Raw genomic sequence first — 19,501 nt, forward strand, 5'->3', positions numbered from 1 at the left:
GGTTACCTCCCGACCCTCAGCGCGGTGGCGGGCGCCGGCGACGGGCCGTCGCGCATGGTGCGCCCGGTGTAGTGCAGGAACACGTCGTCCAGGGTCGGCGGCGTGATGGTGGCCGCCGAGATCGGCACGGCGAGCTCCGCGCACAGCCGTGGCAGCAACGACGAGCCGTCGGTCACGCGGACACGTAGGCCGTCCGGGCCCGTCTCGGCGGTCAGGCCGAACCGCGCGCGCAGGGCCGCCGCCGCCGCCGCGTCGTCGGCGGTACGCAACTGGAGCAGGTCGGAGCCGACCACCGCGCGCAGCTCGTCCGGCGTTCCCCGGGCCACCAGCTCACCCCGGTCGACGATGGCGATGCTGTCGCAGTTCGCCGCCTCCTCCAGGTGGTGCGTGGTGAGGAAGACCGTGACGCCCTGGCGGCGGCGCAGCTCGTGCAGGTGGGCCCAGATGGCGGTCCGGGTCTGCGGATCGAGCCCGGTGGTCGGTTCGTCGAGGAACAGCACGCGCGGGGTGTGCAGCAGGCCCCGGGCGATCTCCAGCCGTCGGCGCATCCCGCCCGAGAACGTCCGCACCGGCGAGTCGGCCCGTTCGGCCAGCCCGACCAGGTCGAGCATGGCGCCGACGGTGGCGCCGATGCGCCGCCGGGCCGTGCCGAACAGCGCCGCCTGGAATCGCAGGTTCTCGGCGGCGGTCAGGTCACCGTCCAATGAGGACTCCTGAAACACCAGGCCGATCCGCCGGCGCACCTCGGCCGGGTGGGTCACCACGTCGTACCCGCTCACCACGGCCCGCCCGGCGGTCGGCCGGACCAACGTGCAGAGCATGCCGATGGTCGTCGTCTTCCCGGCGCCGTTGGGCCCGAGGAAGCCGAAGACCTCGCCGCCCGGCACGGTCAGGTCGAGATCGAGAACGGCGGGACGGTCGCCGTACATCTTGCCGAGCCCCTCGACGGCGACGGCGATGTCGGTCACGACCGGCTCCCCGCCGGGCAGCGCACCGCGACCACGGTGGCGAACTCGCTCAACCCGGGCGGCTCGCCGATCGGGCGGCCGGCCACCTCGACCCAGGCGTGCCCCGAGAACGGCTGGGTCCGGATTCCCGTGCACCAGTCCGGCCACCGGCCGCTGAGCCGGCACAGCAGCACGGTCGCCACCGACCGCTGCAGGCAGCCCTGCCCGGCGCAGCGCACGCTCACCGTCACCACCGCGGTCCGGGCCTGTGCGGCCTGCTGCTCGGTGGCCGGCCGGGCGCCCACACTGGCCAGCCGCAGGATTTGACGGAGCCGGCGTGGTGGCAGCAGAACCAGCCATCGAGCGGTCCCGGCCGCCACGATCGCGCCGGCGCGCCGGCGCCAGGGCAGCTGCGCCCGCGCCTCGGAGACGACCGGGACGGTCATGGCGCACCCACCGGCCGCCGGTCGAGGGAATCCGGAATCATGGTCAACCTCCAGTCACGTACGGGTCGTGCGTGGCACTGCGCGCGCGCAGCCACGTCTCCGTGCTCAACGTGCTCTCGAACGGGATCAGATGGCGGGTCTCCGGCCCCTGGGCCAGAAGAGCCGCGCGCAGCCGGCCGGCGTCGACCAGACCGATCCGGGCCAGGCGCAGGTCGTCGCACTGGTCGATCAGGGCGTTCCGGTTCCGGCGCAGCCCGTCGAACGCCTCGGCGCTGAACTCGCCCTTGCTCCGGCGGGCCAGGATCTCGTCCGGCACCACACCACGCATGGCCGCCGTCAGCACGGGCTTGTACCGGCTGCGCGCCATGCGGTCCTCGATCCGCACCGACAGCGCCGCCCGGATCACGGCGTCGTCGAGGAACGGGGCCGCCCAGTCCACCCCGTACCCGGCCAGTCCCTGGTTGAGCTGGCGCAGGGCGCGGCCGCTGACCTGGGCGCAGTCGATCACCTGGTGCCGGTAGCGGTCGGGGGCCTGCGGGTCGGGTCGTTCGCCGGCGGCGGCCCGGAGCAGCCGGCGTACGGTGGCGATCGCGTCCGGGCCGGCCCAGGCGGGCAGCCGCGGCTCGGGGGCCCAGCCGAAAGACATGTCACTGATCCCGGGCGCGGGCCGGGATAGCCCGTCGGCCTGCGCGCCCAGCCAGGTCGCGAACGACCGCTGATCGGTCAGCTCGCGCAGGAACTGGCCGAGCCGCCAGCGGTTCATCAACCGGCTGCGGCGCAGCGTCGGCAGACTGCGCAGCGGACGGCGGCGCGACAGCGACCACAGGTACGAGGGCACCGCGCCGAACAGCTCGTCCCCGCCGATGCCGACCAGATGGAGCCGGGATCCCTGAGCCGCGACCGCCTCGGACAACGCGGCGTGGTGCGACCGGCCGCCGTTCCAGGGCGGCGGGCCCTCCAGGTCGCCGAGGGACCCGCCGGTGCCGAAACGGTCGGCGAACTCCGGGCGGGCGGCGGCGGAGACCCGCCGGTGCCGGGCGGCCGGCAGCAGCGCGGCGGCCCGATCGGCCCAGGCGGAGTCGTCGTTGGCCCGGTCCTGCGGAGACCAGTGGTAGGTCAGCAGGGTGCCGGTCGTGGCCGCGCCGGCCAGAAAACTCAGGCAGGTCGAGTCGAGTCCGCCGGAGAGGTCGGCACTCACGGTGTCCCGGCCCCGTACCCGCGCGTCGATCGCCGCCGTCAGGGCGTCCCGGATGGTGGCAGCCGCCTCGGACAGCGGCGTCTGCGCCGGCGGCGTCGTCCACCACGGGATCTCGCGGGGGCCGCCTTCGGCCGGCAGGTCGAGCCAGGCGCCGGGAGTGGTCTGCCGCAGACCGGTCCAGAGCGTACGCAGGGCCAGCGGCCACGGCGGCGCGGGGGTGAGCAGCCGCAGGGCGAGTGCTTCCTCGTCGAGATCGGCTCCCGGCGGGACGAGGAGCGGGGCGGGCCCGGTCGCCGCCGCGGTGACCCCGCCGATCGTCCGGTGAAAGATCTGGCGGGTCGTGGAGAGCGTGCCCCGGGCGCTGGTCCGTCCGTCCATCGAGGCGATGAGGTGGTAGCCGCCGGGCATCCGGGAGGCCAGCCGGTCCAGGCCGGCGGTGCCGTGGGCATGGTCGAGCGCGTGCCGGGCGGCGTCCGGGTCGACCACTGCGTTCCCGAGCACGGCGAGCCGTCGCCGCCCCGCCTCGATCACCGACAGGTCGCGGGCCGGCGTGCGGGTGGCCAGCCAGGGCCGGCCCGACGCGTGCTCGACGACGTGGGCGCCGTACTCGTCGAGGGCCTGCTGCCAGGCCGGGTGCAGCGGCCGGTCGGGCAGGATCAACAGGTCCATCGTCGCTCCAAGCGGGCCGGGCGTGGCGAATCTCGGGCCGGGGCAGACCAATCGGGGCCGGCGGACGCCGGCCCCGACTGGCGGACGTGACGTGTTACCAGATGCAGACGACGGCGTAGCCCCAGCCCGCGAAGTCCTCACAGATTCCGCTGCCGAAGGCGCGGGTGAGTTCGCGGAAGTCGCCGACAGCGGTGAGTGTGGGTGGCTGGTAGGTCTTGTTCATCGACGTGAACCTTTCGTGAGTCGCGACGAGGCGGCTGACGCGCCGGCTGCGCTCCGCCTCAGGTCGGACTCACCGTAGGCCGGGGACCGTCCCGGGCACGTGGGCTCGGGGCCACGGCACTGTCCCGCTTCCGGCCCGGCGGTCAGGCGTCCTCCAGAAGACCGGCTTCCCGCAGCGCGGCCAGCAGGGACTGCACGTCGGCCGTGATCCGCTCGGACGCGTCCGGGAAGTCCCGGGCCAGCCGGGCGGCGGTCGCCGCGGGGGAGTATCCGTCGAGAATGAGCCGCAGCGTCGTCGCCCCGGTGCCGTTGAGAAGCCAGTACATGCCGTTGCGCTGGTCCAGCAGCACCAGGCCGTCCGCGCTCTCGGTGGCGGTGACGTCGCGGGGAAGGGCAATGGGCATCGGAACTTCCCTCCACCAGATCCGCGGGTACGCCCGGACGGGCGCCCCGGTCAGCAGGCCCACCCTAGGGACGCGCCGGCCTGAGCGGATGGGTCCGCGGTCCCGTCGGCGTCCCGGCGGGGTCACACGTCACGGCGGCGCAACTGCAGATAGCCGGCGGCGACCGCGGCCACCGTCCAGGCGATCACCACCAGCAGGCCGATCAGCGGTGAGAGCGCGCCGTCGTCCTGCGGGCCGACTGCCATGATCTGCACGCCGGCCTGGTCGGGCAGGAACCGGGCCGCCTCGTCGATGCCGGGGATCCGGCTCAGGATCGGGCCGATGATGAAGAACAGCGGGATCAGGATGCCCAGGGCCAGCGCCGAGTTGCGCAGAACGGCGGCCACCCCGGCGGAGAAGGCGCAGATGAGCACGAGGTACGCGGCCGCGCCGGTCACCGCGCGCAGCACGCCCGGCGTGCTGATCGAGACGCCGTAGGACCCGAGCCCGGCCTGATTGGCCGGCCAGGAGACGAAGGCGGTGGGCACGGCCACGACCAGGGCCACGCCGCAACCGACCAGAAGCTTTCCGGCGTAGGCCAGGCCACGGCGCGGCACGGCGGCGATGGTCGCCCGGATGGTGCCGCTGCCGTACTCCGTGGTGACCAGCAGCGCGCCGAACGCGATCAGGGCGAGCTGGCCGTAGAGCAGCCCGACGAACCCCGAGTAGACGGGGTCGAAGTCCTGCCGGACCATCGCCGCGTTGCCGCTCTCGTAGGCGTTGCGCACCGAGAAGCCGCTGGTCACGGCCAATCCGACACTGATCACGAAGGTGAGCGCCAGCATCCAGACGGTGGACCGGATGGTGCGCAGCTTCGTCCACTCCGACCGCAGGACCGCGGGAACCGCGTTGCTGCTCATCAGGCCCTCCCGAACTGGTCGCCGGACATTCCGGTCCGGTGCTCACCGGCCGTCGCGGTGAGGCGCAGATAGGCGTCCTCCAGCGACGTGCCGTCGTACACGAAGTCGGCGAGCGGGGTGTCGGCCAGCAGCCGGCCCCGGCCGATGACGATCAGATGATCGGCGGTCAGCGCCATCTCGCTCATCATGTGGCTGGAGACGAACACCGTGCGGCCTTGCGCGGCCAGCGACTTGAGGAAGTCGCGCAGCCACCGCACGCCCTCGGGGTCGAGGCCGTTGACCGGCTCGTCCAGCAGCAGCACCGGCGGGTCGCCGAGCAGCGCCGCGGCCAGGCCCAGCCGCTGGTTCATGCCGAGGGAGAAGCCTTTGGCGCGGCGCCGGGCCACGGTGTCGAGCCCGACGATCTCCAGGACCTGCCGGACCCGGGCCGCGCCGAGCCGGTTGCTCTGGGCGAGCCACAGCAGATGGTGGTACGCCGTCCGGCCGCGATGCACGGCGGTGGCCTCGAGCAGCGCGCCCACGTGCGTCAACGGGTCACGCAACCGGTGGTACGGCTGGCCGTCGATGAGGACGTCCCCGCGGGTGGGACGGTCCAGGCCGAGCATCAGGCGCATAGTGGTGGACTTGCCGGCGCCGTTCGGCCCGAGAAACCCGGTCACCTGCCCCGCCCGCACGGTGAACGTCAGCTCGTCCACCGCCCGCACACTGCCGTACTGCTTGGATACCTCGCGGACTTCAATCATGGGCTCCAGGGTTCCGTGGCAACCGGCCGGGCACATCGACGTACGGGCGGAAAGCTCCACTCCGACCTGAGGAGGACGACGGTGGCGCCGGGGCCCTGTTCTCCTACCTGGGTAGGACGTCCTCCGGGCGGACGCGCCGGCACCCGGGCAGCGGCTACGGTGAGCGGGTGGACAACGGCCTCCGGTTGCGCCCGGACCGCCTGGCCCCGCTGGACCTGGTGGCCGCGGCGATCGCCACCGTCGTGTTCGTCGTGATCGCACTGTCCGGGCACGACGGCGCGGCGGCCGGGGTCCGGTGCCTGCTGGCCGTGGCCGCCGGGCTGCCGGTCGCGGCCGCCCGGCGGTGGCCCCGCGCGGCCTTCGCCGTGGTGCTGGCCGCGTCGCTGGTGTGGGCCGTGCTCGATCTGGTGCGCGCGCCGCTGGTGGCCGCGGCCTACGTGATGTTCCAGCTCTCGGTCGCCACCCCACGGCCCCGATCGGTCCGGACGGTCATCGCCGGGCTGATCAGCGCCGGCGCTCTGGCCTTGCTCACGGTGGCCGGCTCACCCCGCGGCGCGCCCGGTTGGTGGTCCGGCCGCCCGCAACTGCTCGCCCTGCTGACGGCCGTGCTGGCCTGCGCCTGGACGGTCGGCCAGATCGTGCGCGACCGGCGGGCGCTCGCGGCCCGGGTCGCGGAGCAGGCGGCCGCGCGGGCCGTCGCCGACGAACGTCTGCGGATCGCCCGCGAGCTGCACGACAGCGTCGCGCACAGCATGGGCGTCATCGCGATCAAGGCGGCCGTCGCCGCCCACGTCGCCCGTCAGCGGCCCGAGGAGGTGCAGGACGCGCTCCGGGCGATCGAGACGACCAGCAAAGGGGCGCTGGCCGAGATGCGGCACCTGCTCGGTGTGCTGCGCGCCGACACCGGCGACGACGCCGAGACCGCCCCGCCCGGGATGGCCGCGCTGCCCGCGCTGACCCGCCGGATCACCGCGGCCGGCGTGGCCGTCGAGATGTCCCTGCCGGAGACGGGGCGCCTGCCGGCCGACCTCGAACTGCCGGTTTTCCGCATCGTGCAGGAGGCGCTGACCAACGTGGTGAAGCACGCCGGGCCGACCCGCTGCCGGGTGACGGTCGCCGCCGAGCAGGCGCAGCTGCGGGTCGAGGTCCGCGACGACGGCCGGCCGGCCGGGGCGGCGGCGCCGCCCGGAGCGGGACCGGGTGGCGGGCACGGCCTGATCGGCATGCGGGAGCGGATCGCCGCCTACGGCGGCTCGTTCACCGCGGGCGCCCGGCCGGAGGGCGGCTTCCTGGTCACGGCGCTGATCCCGTACGACGGGAAGCCGGCGTGAGCGCGCCGATCCGGGTCCTGGTGGCCGACGATCAGGCCCTGTTGCGCGGCAGTTTCCGGGTGTTGCTGGAGACGGCGGGGATCGACGTGGTCGGCGAGGCCTGCACCGGGGCCGAGGCCGTCGACCTGACCGAGCGCGAGCGGCCGGACGTGGTCCTGATGGACGTGCGCATGCCCGACATGGACGGCATCGAGGCGACCCGCCGGATCTGCCGGTCGCCGAGCACCGCGGGCACCCGCATCCTGATCCTCACCATGTTCGATCTCGACACGTACGTCTTCGCCGCGCTGCGCGCCGGGGCCAGCGGTTTCCTGCTCAAGGACACCGCCCCGCCGGAGATGCTGCGGGCCGTCGAGCTGGTGGCGGCCGGGGAGGCCCTGCTGTCTCCCGGTGTCACCCGGCGGCTGATCGACGAGTTCGCCCGGGTGCCGGCCGATCCGGCGCCGGCGGCCGAACTGTCCACGCTGACCGCCCGGGAGCGTGAGGTTCTCGCGCTGGTCGCCCGCGGCCTGTCCAACGCCGAGGTCGGCGAGCGCCTCAACGTCGGCCAGACCACGGTCAAGACACACGTCGGGCACCTGCTGACCAAGCTGGACGTGCGGAGCCGGGCCCAGCTCGTCATGATCGCCTATGAGTCCGGCCTGGTGGAGCGCCGGCCTCGGCGCTGACGTCGGCTCCCGGGTCACAACCGGGACCGCCGGCTCACCAGTTCGGGACAGCGGGCCGGTTACGTTCCTGGCCATGGCCGACCTCTTCGCCGGACCGGCGACGCGATGCGCATAGTCCTCGTCAGCATGCCGTGGGCCACCGTCGACGTGCCGTCCCTGGCGCTCGGCATCCTCAGCACCCGGATCGCCGAGACGATGCCGGACGCGGTCACCGAGACGGTGTACGCCAACCTCGACTTCGTCGACTGGGCCAGCGAGAAGATCGGCCTGGACGGCGCCGAGTACTCGTTCTTCGCCGAGGACTCGTACTTCACCGGTTGTGGCGACTGGGTGTTCTCCTCGGCGCTGTACGGCGACCGGTGCTGGCGCAACGACGAGTTCGACCGGGTGATCGCCGGCCGCCTGCCGGCCGACCGGCGGGAGGTGGCCCGCCGGCTGCACGAGCTCGCCCCGGACGCGATCGAGCACCTGACCGGCAGGATCCTGCAGCTCAACCCCGACCTGGTCGGGTTCACCTCGACCTTTCAGCAGAACACCGCGTCGCTGGCGGCGGCGCGCCGGCTCAAGGAGCTCGCGCCGGCGGTGACCACGGTGTTCGGCGGGGCCAACTGCGACGGGGCGATCGGCCGCGCGATCCACCGCAACTTCCCGTTCGTCGACCACGTCGTCCGGGGCGAAGGGGAGGTGGCCTTCCCGGCTCTGCTAGACGCGCTGGTCACCGGCTCGCCGTTGGACGACGTGGCCGGACTCTGCCACCGGGCGCCGGACGGCACGTCGGTGGTGAACGACATGCCGGCCGGGCCCCTGCCGCCGGGCCGCATCGCGGCGCCGGACTACACCGCCTACTTCGACCAGTTCGACCGCTCGATCGTACGGAACTGGGCGGATCCCAAGATCACGCTGGAGAGCTCCCGGGGATGCTGGTGGGGCGAGAAGCACCACTGCACGTTCTGCGGTCTCAACGGCAGCTTCATGCAGTTCCGCGGCAAGCGGCCGGACGTGTTCCTCGACGAGATCACCGCGGTGACCGCCCGGCACCGGGTGCTCGACGTCATCGTGGTGGACAACATCCTCGAGATGGCGTATCTGAACTCGTTCCTGCCCAGCCTGCAGGAGCGCGCCCTCGACCTGCGCATCCACTACGAGATCAAGGCCAATCTGCGCCGGCCGCAGGTCCAGGCCCTGTACGACGCGGGCATCGTGCTGGTCCAGCCGGGCATCGAGAGCCTGAGCAGCCGCGTTCTCAAGATCATGGACAAGGGTGTCACCGGCTGTCAGAACGTGCGGCTGCTGCGCGACGCCGAGACGGTCGGCCTGGCGGTGAGCTGGAACTATCTGTACGGGTTCCCGGGCGAACGGGAGACCGACTACACCGCGGTCATCGAGCAGCTTCCCGCGCTGTACCACCTGCCGCCGCCGTCCGGCTGCTCACGCATCGGCATCGAACGGTTCAGCCCGTATTTCGAGCGGCGCGAGCTCGGCTTCGACCCGATTCACCCGGCCTCCCAGTACGCGGTGATCTACGACCTGCCGGACACCGAGCTGAACGACCTCGCGTACCTCTTCGATGCTCCCGACCGCGGCATCCCGGACCACCTGGCCGAGCGGTTGTCGGCCGCCCTGACCGCGTGGGGCGAGGCACACCACGACAGCCGGCTCACCCAGTGCGACCTCGGCGACCGGATCGTGCTGACCAGTGCCCGGCCGGACTTCGACTGGAGTCTGCGGGTGCTTCAGGACCCCGTCGAGGTGGCCGCCTTCCGCCTGCTCGAGCAACCACGCACCAGCGAGTCCCTGGCCCGGAAGCTGAGCGAGCAGACCGGCCGGGCGGTCCCGGCCGCGACCACCGCCGAGCTGCTCGCCCGATGGCAGGCCGACGGCCTGGTGTTCGACGACGCCGGTCAGTACGTGCACATCGTGCCGGAGGCCACCAACCGGGAGCTGACCCGCCGCGGGCACATCCCGCTGCGCTCGCGGGACCAGGCGCCGTGACCGCGCCGGCCACGCTCACCCTGCGCCGCGACTACTCGCCGGTCGTCCGGGATCTTCCCGGCATGGAGCTGAGCACGCTCGCCCTCGACGGTGATCGACGGCCCGACGTGGCCGCCCTGTTCCGCTCCGGCGCCCGGCACGCCGCGCTGGACGGCATCGTCGACCTGGCCGGGCCGCCACCGGACGGCGGCGCCGGCGTCGCCGGCGCGCTCGGGCTGGTGCGCGACCTCACCGCGTGGGGCATCGTGGTCAGCTGGACGGTGCGCCTGCCCGACGGCATGGCCCTGCCCCTGTTCCTCGGCCACCTGTTCCCGCCGGTGCAGGTGCTCGGCCCGGCCCAGGGGGACGAGATCGCCGACGTCTGGCGGCGCAAGTTCACGTTCGCCAAGTGCTTCTGGCGGCAGGGCCACGAGTTCGTCGAGGTGCGTGACCGGCGGACCGCGCGCCACCAGCGGCTGGTGATCGACGACGCCGGCGTGCTGGCCGCTCTGCCGCTGCTCGCCGGCGGCCCGCGGATCGACCGGTTGGATCCACCGGTCCGTGACTGGCTTCGGGGCTCCGGGCTGGCCCTGCGGGTCGGTGACCACGTCTGGCTGGCGCCGTACCGCATCCGCCGCTGGCCGTCGCCGCCCCTGGCCGTTTGACGCGACATCAAGAACACCACGGGGGAGCTGAGGATGCGTATCGGAATCTGGTTGACCGTGCTCACCGCCGTCCTCGCGGTGCCCGCTCTGCCATCGGCGGCCCACGCGGCGGCGCCGGTCGCCGTCTGGGGTGACTGCCCCTCGACTCCGGTTCCCCGCGACCCCCGTACGCAATGCGCGACCGTGCCCGTCCCACTGGACTACCGCCGGCCGGACGGCCCGCAGATCAGTGTCGCGATCTCCCGCATCCCGGCCACCGGCCCGGCCCCGCGCCAGGGGGTCCTGCTGCTCAACTCCGGCGGCCCGGGCGGCGCCGGCCTCGAGCTGCCGAGCCAGCTCGGCCCGCTCCTGCCGGCCGAGGTCCGCGAGCGGTTCGACCTGATCGGGTTCGACCCGCGCGGCGCCGGTCACAGCTCGCCGGTCACCTGCGCCATCCCCGCGGGCACCGCGCGCGACCTGATCCGGCCCTACCCGGCGCCGGACGGCTCGATCGACCGCAACGTGGAGTACGCCCGGGAGACCGCCCGCGGCTGCGCGGAGCAGTCGGGTCACCTGCTCCCGTTCATCACCACCGCCAACCGGGCCCGCGACCTGGACCGGATCAGGCAGGCGCTGGCCGAGCCGGCCCTGTCCTATCTCGGCTATTCCTATGGCACTTACCTCGGCGCTGTGTATGCCACGTTGTTCCCGCGGCACACCGGCCGCGTCATCCTGGACAGTGCGATCGACCCGCGGCTCGTGTGGTACGACGTGTTCCGTACCTGGGCCCCGGCCGTGGCGCAACGGCTGCCCGACTTCACCGAGTGGGCCGCCGCGCGAGACACCACGTACCACTTGGGACCGACGCCGGCCGACGTCGCCGCCACCTACCGGACGCTCGCCGGCCGGCTGGACCGGACCCCGGTCACGCTGCCCGGCGGACTGGTGGTCAACGGAAACACGCTGCGGGAGATGACGCGGACGGCGCTCTACAGCGACTCGACGTTCCCGGCGCTGGCCCAGACCTGGCAGGCGTTGGCCACCCCGTCATCGCCGCCGTCCACCCGGATCGCGGCCGCGGTGCCGGCCGACAACGCGACCGCTGCCGAGTACGCCGTGGTGTGCGGCGACGTGTCGTGGCCGCGCGACGTCGGCGTCTACGCCCGCAACACCGCGCTCAGCCGCCGGTTGTTCCCGGCGACCGCGGGCATGCCGGCCAACGTGGGGCCGTGCGCGTTCTGGCCCAACCGGCCGGTGGAACCACCGGTGACCGTCACCGGCTCGGGCCCGCGGGGCGTGCTGGTGCTCCAGAACCGCCGGGATCCGGTCACACCCTGGACCTCCGGGCGGGGCATGCGCGACTCGCTGGGCCGGCGGGCGGCGCTCGTCACCGTCGACCAGGGCGGACACGGTGTCTATCTGCTGGGCGACAACACCTGCGCGAACGCCGTCGCTACAGCATTCCTGACCGACGGTGACCTCCCGGCCCACGACCGCCTGTGCCCCGGCAACGAGGAGTAGGCCGCCCTCCGGCTCAGCCCTGACTTGCGCGGCGTCTTTACAGGGGGCCGCATTCACGGTTACGGTGGGAGCGCTCCCATAGGTGAGTGTCGATTGGCGAAGGCGGGCCTCATGCGGTCGAATCCCTGGTACCGTCGCGCCGCGGTGGCGGCCCTGGCTGTCGTGCTCACGGCGGCGGCGTTCGTCGTCGGGCCCGGCGGGCGCCCGGCTGTGGCGGCGCCGGCGTTCAGCTACGGCGAGGCGCTGCAGAAGTCGATGTTCTTCTATCAGGCCCAGATCGCCGGCAAGAAGCCCGCCTGGAGCCAGGTGTCGTGGCGGGGCGACGCGGCCATGACGGACGGCTCCGATGTGGGGCTCGACCTCACCGGTGGCTGGTTCGACGCCGGCGACCACGTCAAGTTCGGTTTCCCGATGGCGTTCACGACCACGATGCTGGCCTGGGGCGCGGTTGAGAACCGGGACGCGTACGCGGCGTCGGGGCAGCTCGGCACGTTCCTCAACAACCTGCGGGTGCCCAACGACTACTTCATCAAGGCGCATCCCTCGGCCAACGTGCTCTACGGGCAGGTGGGCAAGGGCGACGACGACCACAAATGGTGGGGGCCGGCCGAGGTGATGCCGATGGCGCGCCCGGCGTACAAGATCGATGCCAGCTGTGGTGGCTCGGACCTCGCCGGTGAGACGGCGGCCGCGATGGCGGCGAGCTCGATGGTGTTCCGGCCCACCGACGCGGCGTACGCCGACAAGCTGCTCACCCACGCCCGGCAGCTCTACACCTTCGCCGACACGGTCCGGAAGGCGTACAGCGACTGCATCACCGATGCCGCCGCCTTCTACAAGTCCTGGAGCGGCTATCAGGACGAACTGGTGTGGGGGGCCATCTGGCTGTACCGGGCGACCGGTGACCCCGCGTACCTGGCCAAGGCCGAGAGTGAGTACGACGCGCTCGGCACCGAGCCGCAGAGCACGACCCGCTCGTACAAGTGGACCTTGGCCTGGGACAACAAGCAGTTCGGGGCGTACGTGCTGCTGGCCAACCTGACCGGCAAGCAGAAGTACGCCGACGACGCCAACCGCTGGCTCGACTGGTGGACCGTCGGGGTCAACGGCGAGAAGGTGCGGTACTCGCCGGGCGGTGAGGCGGTGCTCGACAGTTGGGGATCGCTGCGGTACGCGGCCAACACCGCGTTCGCCGCGCTGGTCTACAGCGACCATCTCACCGACCCAGTCCGCAAGGCGCGCTACCACGACTTCGCGGTCCGGCAGATCAACTACGCGCTCGGCGACAACCCGCGCGGGTCCAGCTACGTGGTCGGCTTCGGCGCCAACTCCCCGCAGAACCCCCACCACCGTACGGCCCACGGCTCCTGGTGGGACAACAGCAGCACACCGGCGAACACCAGGCACGTGCTGTACGGGGCCCTGGTCGGCGGGCCGTCCTCGCCCAACGACGCCTACCAGGACGTCCGCACCGACTACGTGATGAACGAGGTGGCCGTCGACTACAACGCCGGCTTCACCTCGGCTTTGGCCCGGCTCTACGGCGAGTACGGCGGCGCGCCCGCGGCCGGCTTCCCGGCGCCCGAGCAGCCGGACCTGGACGAGATCACCGTGGAGACCACGGTCATGCAGAACGAGACCCGCGCCACCGCCCTCAAGGTCATGATCTACAACAAGTCGGCGTTCCCGGCGCGGGCGCTCACCAAATCCTCGTACCGGTACTACTTCCGCCGTGAAGGCACCGGGACGCTTCAGGTCACACCGGGCTACACGCAGGGCTGCCCGGCGCCGGCCACCGCGCAGCAGTACTCCGGCGACATCTGGTTCGTCGAGGTGAACTGCGGCGGGTACACGATCGCGCCGGCGGGCCAGTCGGCGTACCGCATGGAGGTGCAGTTCAAGATCGGCGTGGCCGAGGGGGGAACCTGGGATCCGGCCAACGATCCGTCCTATCTGCCGGGGACCGCGGTGAATCCGAAGGTTCCGCTGTACGAGGCGGGCACGCGGATCTGGGGCCAGGAACCCGACGGTACGACCACTCCGACGCCATCGCCCTCCACGCCGTCACCGACGCCCACCCCGACGCCCACCCCGACGCCCACCCCGACGCCCACCCCGACTCCGACCGTTACGCCGGGCGCCGGTTGCCGGGTGGCGTACAGCACCGACGACTGGGGCGCCGGCTTCAGCGGCGCGGTGGCCATCACCAACACCGGCGCGACGGCGTGGCCGGCCTGGACCCTTGCCTTCGACTTCCCCGGGAACCAGAAGGTCACCCAGGGCTGGTCCGGTCAATGGAGTCAGACCGGCGCCCGCGTCACCGTGACCAACCAGTCCTGGAACGGCTCGGTGGCCCCCGGCGCGACGGTCAGCCTCGGCTTCAACGCCTCGTACAGCGGGAGCAACCCGAGACCGGCCACCTTCCTGGTCAACGGGGCCACCTGCACGGCAAGCTGACGACGTTGTGAGGAGGTGCCATGTCCCGGGTGTTCGAGTCGCCGGACGGGCCGCCCGGTCCGGCGCGGGTCATCGACCTGCTCGGCGGATTCATGATCTCCAAGACGGTGTTCGCGGCTCTCGACGTCGGCCTCTTCGCCGAGGCCGGCTCGGAGCCCGTCACCCCGGCCGAGCTGGCCGGCCGCTGCGGCATCCCGCACCGCAGCGCCCGGGCCATGACCGACCTGCTGGCCGAGGCCGGACTGCTGGTGCGCGAGGGCGACGGCTTCCGCAACGCCCCCGACGCCGAAGCCTTCCTCAGCGGGCGCGGGCCGGTCGACCTGCGGCCGCTCGCCCGCTACTGGGAGACGGTCAGCTATCCGGCCTGGACCGACGCGACCCGCGCGTTCCGCACCCGGCAGGGCGTGCGCCCCGAGCTCGACAAGGCCCAGACCGAGGCCTACGAGTCGGCGGTCGCGCTGGTCACCGCCGAGACCGCGGCCGACCTGGCCCGCACGTACGATTTCGGCCGGCACCGGCGGCTGCTCGACGTGGGCGGCGGTTACGGCACGTTCGCCCGGCCGATCCTGGCGGCGTACGAGAACCTCACCGCCACCCTGATCGACCTGCCCGAGGTGGCCTCGGTGGTGGCCGGCCAAGCGGTTCCGCGGTTGACCGCGGTGGGCGCCGACATCTTCGAAGCGCCCCTGCCGCCAGGGCACGACGTGATCCTGGTGGCCAACCTCGTGCATCTGCTTCCCCCCGACCGGATAACCGAGCTCTTCCGCCGCTTACGCGCGGCCGCGGCGCCCGGCGCCACCCTGCTGCTGGTCGACTGGTGGCGCACCGGTCCGGCGCCGCATCCGTCGGCCCGCTACGGCGCCGGCGAGTTCCTCGTGATCAGCGGCGGCGACCTCTACCAGGTGGACGAGGTGACCGCCTGGCTGACCGAGACCGGCTGGCGCTTCAGCGGCCTGACCGCGCTGCCTCCGCCCTCCGGCGTCATCGAGGCGGCGCCGGCCTGACCAAGGCGCCCGTGAGGCGGCCGGGGCCCGGCTGAAGGGCGCCTGGATCTCTCCCCGGTGGCCCGGCCGGCCTTCGGCGGCCGGCCGGGCTTGACGGAGCTCAGGCCGCCGCGGGCGTCGGCGTCCTCGACGGCCAGCGCAGCGGGAGGACGATCAGCGCGGTCAGCCAAGCGGTCAGCACGACGGCCCCCAGGCCCCAGGCCAGGCTGGTGCCCTCGGCGATGAAGCCGATCGCCGGCGGGCCGGCCAGCAGGCCCGTCGTGCTCATCGCGGCGGCTGTGGTCAGTGCCGCCGGGCCGTGCTGGGCGGCGGCCACGTAGAGGCACGGGCTCACCGCGGCCATGCCCAGTCCCACGCAGGCGAAGCCGGCCAGCGCCGGATAGGCCCCGCCGGCCAGCAGGCCCAGCGCGAGGCCGGCGCCGGCGAGCGTGCCGCCGGCCAGGACCACCCGCCTGTCGCCCCAGCGGTCTCGCCACCCGTCGGCGAACAGCCGGGCGACGAGCATCATGCCCGAGGTGACCGCGATCCCCAGTGGCAGCAGGTGGTCCGCGGCGTGGGCCACATCCTTGAGGTAGAGCGCCGACCAGTCGGTCATGGCCCCTTCGGTGACGGTGGCCAGCAACATCGCCAGGCCCAGCCAGAGCACCGCGGGCGTCCGGATCCGCCGGTCACCGGTAGGCTTCGGCGGGGCCTGCAGGTCGTGGGGGAGCAGGGCCGGGCGGGCGAGGAGCACCAGAGCGACCAGCACCGCGCCGGCCGCGGTGAAATGCACGAGCACCGAGCCGGTCAGCGAGGTGACCACGGAGGCGAGCAGGGCCGCGCCGAGGATGCCGCCGCTGAACGTCGCGTGCAGCTTGGCCATCGTGGTCCGGCCGGAGGTGCTCTCCAGCTCGGCGCCCTGGGCGTTCATCGCCACGTTCAGACAGCCGACCGCCACGCCGTCGGCCAGCAGCACCAGCAGCGCCGCCGGATAGGTCGGGGCGGCGGCCAGGCCGGCCAGCGCGGCCACCAGCACCAGGACCGCCGCCACGGCCAGCCGGCGGGAGCCGAGGGCGGCCATGAGCCGGGGGACGATCGGGAAGGACACCACCGCGCCCACCCCGGCGGCCAGCAGCAACACGCCCACCTCGCCGGGGGAGAGATGCAGCCGGTCGGTGAGGGCCGGGATGCGGGCGGCCCAGGTCGAGTACTGGAAGCCGAGCGCGGCGAACAGCGCGGCGATCGACAACTGGGAGCGGCGGAACGACATGGGGGTCCTATCCATCGAGGTCGTGGGACATGTAGACGGCATCCGATCCGTACGACCCGGGCAGCGCGACCTCCGGATGCGGGCGGAACCCGCGCGACGACCAGAATCCGGCCGTCCCGTCCACCGAGACCAGCGAGATCCGCTTGTAGCCGGCGGCGCGGGCGGTGTCGGCCAGGTGGCGCAGCAGGCGCTTGCCCCAGCCGCGGCCGCGGTACTCGGCGCCGATCACCATGTCGTGCAGGTGCAGGTTCGCCGACGGGAACGGGCCGTTCTCGGGGCGCGACAGATCGGGGAAGCGGAACCGCGGGTACGGCAGGGCGAGCAGGTAGCCGCCGATCCGGTCGCCCGCCTCGAGAACGAACGACGTGGCCGGCTGGGCCCGGGACCGCAGCGCCTCCGGGCTCTCCGACAGGCCCGCCCGCGCGTACGCGCCGGCCTCCAGCGAGCTGATCGCGGTCCAGTCGCGGGGCTCGACCGGGCGTACCCGCTCGGCCCGTACGGCCTGGGCGGCCAGCGGGGCGAAGCCGTTGAAGCCGGCCGTGGCGTAACTGACGGCGTAGGCGCCGGCCGCGTGGATCCACACCGGATCGCCGGAGACAAGGTCGGCCGGCACCGGAACCGGCTCGGCACCGGCCAGCACGTCGTCGCTGTCGCAGCTGGGGCCGGCGATCACCGCCGGCACCAGCGGGCCGCCGGTGCGGGTCGGGAACTCGAGGCGGTATCGCAGCAGATCGCCCTCGTAGAGCCCGTTGAACCGCCCGCAGCTCAGATAGAGCCACGCCTGCCGGCGTACGGTCAGGCGCACGACCCGGGCCCGGATGACGCCGTGGTCGGCGACCAGGTGCCGGCCCGGCTCGATGACGAAGCCCAGGTCGCCGCCGGCCGCCGCCCGCAGCCGGTCCATGCCGGCGCGGATCGCCGCGAAGATGTCCGCGACGGGCGGCTCCAGGCCGGGATGGCCGAGCGCGGGCAGCCCGCCGCCGAGGTTGACGTGCTCGAGTCGGATGCCGCGCCCGGCCAGGTCGTGGATGACCGGCACCAGCGAGCCGAGCGCGATCTCCCAGGCCCGGGCGGTCATCTGCTGCGAGCCGACATGCAACGACAGGCCGACCGGTACGAGCCCGAGCGCGCGGGCCTCGGCCAGCACGGCGACCGGGTCGTCGCTGCCGCACTTGCCGGCGAGTCCCCACACCGCACCGTCCCCGGTGGTGGAGACGCGGCAGAAGACCCGGCTGCCCGGGGCGTGCCGGGCGATGGCCCGGACGTCCTCGGCGCAGTCGGTGGCGTAGGTCGTCACGCCCATCCGCAGCGCCGCGCGGATGTCCTCGTCGGACTTGACGGTGTTGCCGTAGTGCACGTGCCGCGGATCGACGCCGGTCCGCAGCGCCTGCCCGATCTCGCCGGGGCCGGCGGCGTCGAAGCCCGATCCGAGGCCGGCCAGGGCGGCCAGCACGTCGTCGACCGGGCACGCCTTCATCGCGAACCGGACCCGGACGCCGGGCAGTTCCTCGCGCAGCCGCTGGTACTGCGTCTCGATGCCGGTCAGGTCGTAGACGATCCGGTCGCCGTCGGCCGCGGCCAGCGCCGCCCGCAGATGCGCCGGGTCAGACATCGCTGACCCGGGTCACCTTGGCCGCCGCGATCAGGTCGGCCCACGCGTCGATGAGCAGCGCGTAGTCGTCGATGTCGCGGCGAGCCTCGATGAGCAGGGCGTCGCGCTGCTCGCGGATCCGGTCGGCCACGGCGGTGAACCGCCCGCCGAGGCGCCGGTACGCCTTCTCCATCCGGTCGGCCTTCGCCTCGTTCGGCTCGCGCGGCTGCCAGGTGCTCGCCCGGACGATGGCGGCGATGTCGGCCGGGTCGTCGGTGGTCATCCGCTCATAGATGTAATGGAAGTAGTACATCGAGAGAATGAACTTGGCGAACCGCATCTGGTAAGCCAGGAACCCCTCGTCACTTTTCCGCTCGGCGGTGTGGAAATTGACGATGTGGCGATTGTGCAGAACACCGGGCAGCCCGGCCCGGGCGGCCACGTGGATGAGAAAATAGTCACTGCCGATCGTGTCCGTGGCCGGTGGTAACGGCACCTTTTCGTGCAGTGTGTGGAAGGCGATGTTGTGCATGTCGACCCGCATCGGATCGACCACGGCCAAGGTCGAGCGGTCGACGTCGAACGGCGCACTGCCGGTGAACGACTCCTCGACCAGGGCGCGCTTCTCGGGCTCGGTGCTGCCCACCGCGGCCCAGAGGCTGACCAGATCGTAGTAGGCCTCATGGCCCCGGATGTCCTCGATGTCGACCGACATGTCGCCGACGAACGACGCCCCGACCATCTGGACTGTCCGGTCCCGGCGGGCCGGGTCGAGCTGGTCCTCGGTGGTCACGACGTCGCGAGCGGCCCGGCCCAGCGCGGCCAGCTCCACCTCGACGGGGAACAGCTTGCGTCCGGCCTGGGTCTGAAAATACAGGTCGGAGTCGCGCCGATGCACCGAGGTGCAGCCCAGGGCGGCCGCGACGAGGAACGCACGGTTGGTGCAGGCGCCGTACGAGAGCCCGCCCGGCAGCAGAAGGTCGAGCATCAGATCGGGCTTCGCGACGCCGGCCGTCGCGATGACCCGCTGGAGGAAGTCCCGCTGGCGATTCTCGTCCAGGTGGTGGACGCCGGCCCGGCCGGCCAGGACGCCGGCGTGCGCCTCGAACTCGTCCGACGAGTCCAGCACCAGCAATCGCACGTCGGCGCCGATGCGGGCCGCGTGGTCCGCCTCGGCGACGACCTCGGCCAGCGTCGCGGCGCACTCCCGATTGGTCGGCAGGGCCAGGCAGATCCGCTGGTTGTCGTCCCCGTCGTTCACGTCTGCTCCTGATGAAATGGGCTCCGTGCCGGAATGGCGATTCGGCCGAAGCCGGGTTCTATTTACACCCGACGATGTGAAAGCCGCGGTGAACCTAATGGCCGACCCGTCGGTCGGCAAGGTCACGATTCACAGGAACTACGGAATCGCTGGTCGGCGCCGGTTCCGGAACTGGCGGCCGGGCCCGCCGCCGGAGCCGGATCGCCGGGAGTCAAGCCGCGGCATCCGACCCCGGGTCGGCCACCCCACGCCTGGCTCGGGACTGACTCGGAGCCT

The 19,501-nt window shown here is 72.8% G+C and carries 16 protein-coding genes and 1 pseudogene; 7 read left to right on the forward strand and 10 right to left on the reverse strand.

Translation table 11 applies throughout. From position 1 onward, the window contains the following. Positions 1-2: 2 nt before the first annotated feature. The 7 genes and pseudogenes from AB0J66_RS11840 to AB0J66_RS11870 form a co-directional block, all read right to left on the reverse strand. Positions 3-968, reverse strand: a complete 966-nt coding sequence (locus AB0J66_RS11840) for an ATP-binding cassette domain-containing protein (RefSeq protein ID WP_364658882.1) — start codon at positions 966-968, stop codon at positions 3-5. Next, on the reverse strand, positions 965-1,393 hold the full coding sequence (locus AB0J66_RS11845) for a lasso peptide biosynthesis B2 protein (RefSeq protein ID WP_364658884.1): 429 nt from the start codon (positions 1,391-1,393) through the stop codon (positions 965-967). Before AB0J66_RS11845 ends, AB0J66_RS11840 begins: the two co-directional genes overlap by 4 nt. A 43-nt stretch (positions 1,394-1,436) precedes the next feature. Then, positions 1,437-3,260: an asparagine synthase-related protein gene (locus AB0J66_RS11850; protein WP_364658886.1), complete on the reverse strand. Its 1,824-nt coding sequence runs from the start codon at positions 3,258-3,260 to the stop codon at positions 1,437-1,439. A gap of 94 nt (positions 3,261-3,354) precedes the next feature. Continuing rightward, positions 3,355-3,483, reverse strand: coding sequence for a lasso RiPP family leader peptide-containing protein (locus AB0J66_RS11855; RefSeq protein ID WP_364658888.1), 129 nt, complete (start codon positions 3,481-3,483; stop codon positions 3,355-3,357). A gap of 142 nt (positions 3,484-3,625) precedes the next feature. Further along, positions 3,626-3,886 (reverse strand): lasso peptide biosynthesis PqqD family chaperone, encoded by a 261-nt coding sequence (locus AB0J66_RS11860; RefSeq protein ID WP_364658890.1) that lies wholly within the window; start codon positions 3,884-3,886, stop codon positions 3,626-3,628. A 122-nt stretch (positions 3,887-4,008) separates the two neighbouring features. Then, a complete protein-coding gene (locus tag AB0J66_RS11865) occupies positions 4,009-4,785 on the reverse strand; it encodes an ABC transporter permease subunit (RefSeq protein WP_364658892.1) in 777 nt (258 codons plus the stop codon). A gap of 98 nt (positions 4,786-4,883) precedes the next feature. Beyond that, positions 4,884-5,528: pseudogene (locus tag AB0J66_RS11870) on the reverse strand (ATP-binding cassette domain-containing protein); the annotation flags it as partial. 167 nt (positions 5,529-5,695) lie between these two features. On the opposite strand from AB0J66_RS11870, the gene AB0J66_RS11875 reads away from it, so the two are divergent. The 7 genes from AB0J66_RS11875 (at position 5,696) to AB0J66_RS11905 (ending at position 15,124) form a co-directional block, all read left to right on the forward strand. Further along, positions 5,696-6,859: a histidine kinase gene (locus AB0J66_RS11875; protein ID WP_364658894.1), complete on the forward strand. Its 1,164-nt coding sequence runs from the start codon at positions 5,696-5,698 to the stop codon at positions 6,857-6,859. Beyond that, positions 6,856-7,527: a response regulator transcription factor gene (locus AB0J66_RS11880; RefSeq protein WP_364658896.1), complete on the forward strand. Its 672-nt coding sequence runs from the start codon at positions 6,856-6,858 to the stop codon at positions 7,525-7,527. Before AB0J66_RS11875 ends, AB0J66_RS11880 begins: the two co-directional genes overlap by 4 nt. Positions 7,528-7,632: 105 nt before the next feature. Then, positions 7,633-9,519 carry a RiPP maturation radical SAM C-methyltransferase gene (locus tag AB0J66_RS11885; RefSeq protein WP_364658898.1) on the forward strand — a complete coding sequence of 629 codons (1,887 nt, stop codon included), beginning with the start codon at positions 7,633-7,635 and terminating at the stop codon, positions 9,517-9,519. After that, positions 9,516-10,163 carry a DUF5825 family protein gene (locus tag AB0J66_RS11890; protein WP_364658900.1) on the forward strand — a complete coding sequence of 216 codons (648 nt, stop codon included), beginning with the start codon at positions 9,516-9,518 and terminating at the stop codon, positions 10,161-10,163. Before AB0J66_RS11885 ends, AB0J66_RS11890 begins: the two co-directional genes overlap by 4 nt. A gap of 33 nt (positions 10,164-10,196) precedes the next feature. Beyond that, complete coding sequence (locus AB0J66_RS11895) at positions 10,197-11,663, forward strand: alpha/beta hydrolase (protein WP_364658902.1); 1,467 nt, start codon at positions 10,197-10,199, stop codon at positions 11,661-11,663. Positions 11,664-11,774: 111 nt separating this feature from the next. Continuing rightward, complete coding sequence (locus AB0J66_RS11900) at positions 11,775-14,120, forward strand: glycoside hydrolase family 9 protein (protein ID WP_364658904.1); 2,346 nt, start codon at positions 11,775-11,777, stop codon at positions 14,118-14,120. 20 nt (positions 14,121-14,140) lie between these two features. Then, positions 14,141-15,124: a methyltransferase gene (locus tag AB0J66_RS11905; RefSeq protein WP_364658906.1), complete on the forward strand. Its 984-nt coding sequence runs from the start codon at positions 14,141-14,143 to the stop codon at positions 15,122-15,124. Between the two features lie 100 nt (positions 15,125-15,224). On the opposite strand, the gene AB0J66_RS11910 is transcribed toward AB0J66_RS11905, so the two are convergent. Genes AB0J66_RS11910 through AB0J66_RS11920 form a run of 3 tightly spaced genes read right to left on the reverse strand, consistent with a single transcriptional unit; the run spans position 15,225 to position 19,225 of the window. Beyond that, a complete protein-coding gene (locus AB0J66_RS11910) occupies positions 15,225-16,388 on the reverse strand; it encodes an MFS transporter (protein ID WP_364658908.1) in 1,164 nt (387 codons plus the stop codon). Then, positions 16,381-17,985, reverse strand: coding sequence for a GNAT family N-acetyltransferase (locus AB0J66_RS11915; protein WP_364658910.1), 1,605 nt, complete (start codon positions 17,983-17,985; stop codon positions 16,381-16,383). The genes AB0J66_RS11910 and AB0J66_RS11915 overlap by 8 nt, the downstream gene beginning before the upstream one ends. Continuing rightward, positions 17,978-19,225: a DUF6271 family protein gene (locus AB0J66_RS11920; protein WP_364658912.1), complete on the reverse strand. Its 1,248-nt coding sequence runs from the start codon at positions 19,223-19,225 to the stop codon at positions 17,978-17,980. The genes AB0J66_RS11915 and AB0J66_RS11920 overlap by 8 nt, the downstream gene beginning before the upstream one ends. Positions 19,226-19,501 lie beyond the last annotated feature (276 nt).

The organism is Actinoplanes sp. NPDC049598, assembly GCF_040675435.1.
Classification (GTDB): Bacteria; Actinomycetota; Actinomycetes; order Mycobacteriales; family Micromonosporaceae; genus Actinoplanes.

Bases quoted from the DNA above. Each gene is read 5' to 3' on its own strand.
- AB0J66_RS11845 (WP_364658884.1), bottom strand. From the start codon at position 1,393: ATGACCGTCCCGGTCGTCTCCGAGGCGCGGGCGCAGCTGCCCTGGCGC.
- AB0J66_RS11895 (WP_364658902.1), top strand. From the start codon at position 10,197: ATGCGTATCGGAATCTGGTTGACCGTGCTCACCGCCGTCCTCGCGGTG.
- AB0J66_RS11860 (WP_364658890.1), bottom strand. From the start codon at position 3,886: ATGCCCATTGCCCTTCCCCGCGACGTCACCGCCACCGAGAGCGCGGAC.
- AB0J66_RS11900 (WP_364658904.1), top strand. From the start codon at position 11,775: ATGCGGTCGAATCCCTGGTACCGTCGCGCCGCGGTGGCGGCCCTGGCT.
- AB0J66_RS11915 (WP_364658910.1), bottom strand. From the start codon at position 17,985: ATGTCTGACCCGGCGCATCTGCGGGCGGCGCTGGCCGCGGCCGACGGC.
- AB0J66_RS11910 (WP_364658908.1), bottom strand. From the start codon at position 16,388: ATGGATAGGACCCCCATGTCGTTCCGCCGCTCCCAGTTGTCGATCGCC.
- AB0J66_RS11850 (WP_364658886.1), bottom strand. From the start codon at position 3,260: ATGGACCTGTTGATCCTGCCCGACCGGCCGCTGCACCCGGCCTGGCAG.
- AB0J66_RS11885 (WP_364658898.1), top strand. From the start codon at position 7,633: ATGCGCATAGTCCTCGTCAGCATGCCGTGGGCCACCGTCGACGTGCCG.
- AB0J66_RS11905 (WP_364658906.1), top strand. From the start codon at position 14,141: ATGTCCCGGGTGTTCGAGTCGCCGGACGGGCCGCCCGGTCCGGCGCGG.
- AB0J66_RS11855 (WP_364658888.1), bottom strand. From the start codon at position 3,483: ATGAACAAGACCTACCAGCCACCCACACTCACCGCTGTCGGCGACTTC.
- AB0J66_RS11865 (WP_364658892.1), bottom strand. From the start codon at position 4,785: ATGAGCAGCAACGCGGTTCCCGCGGTCCTGCGGTCGGAGTGGACGAAG.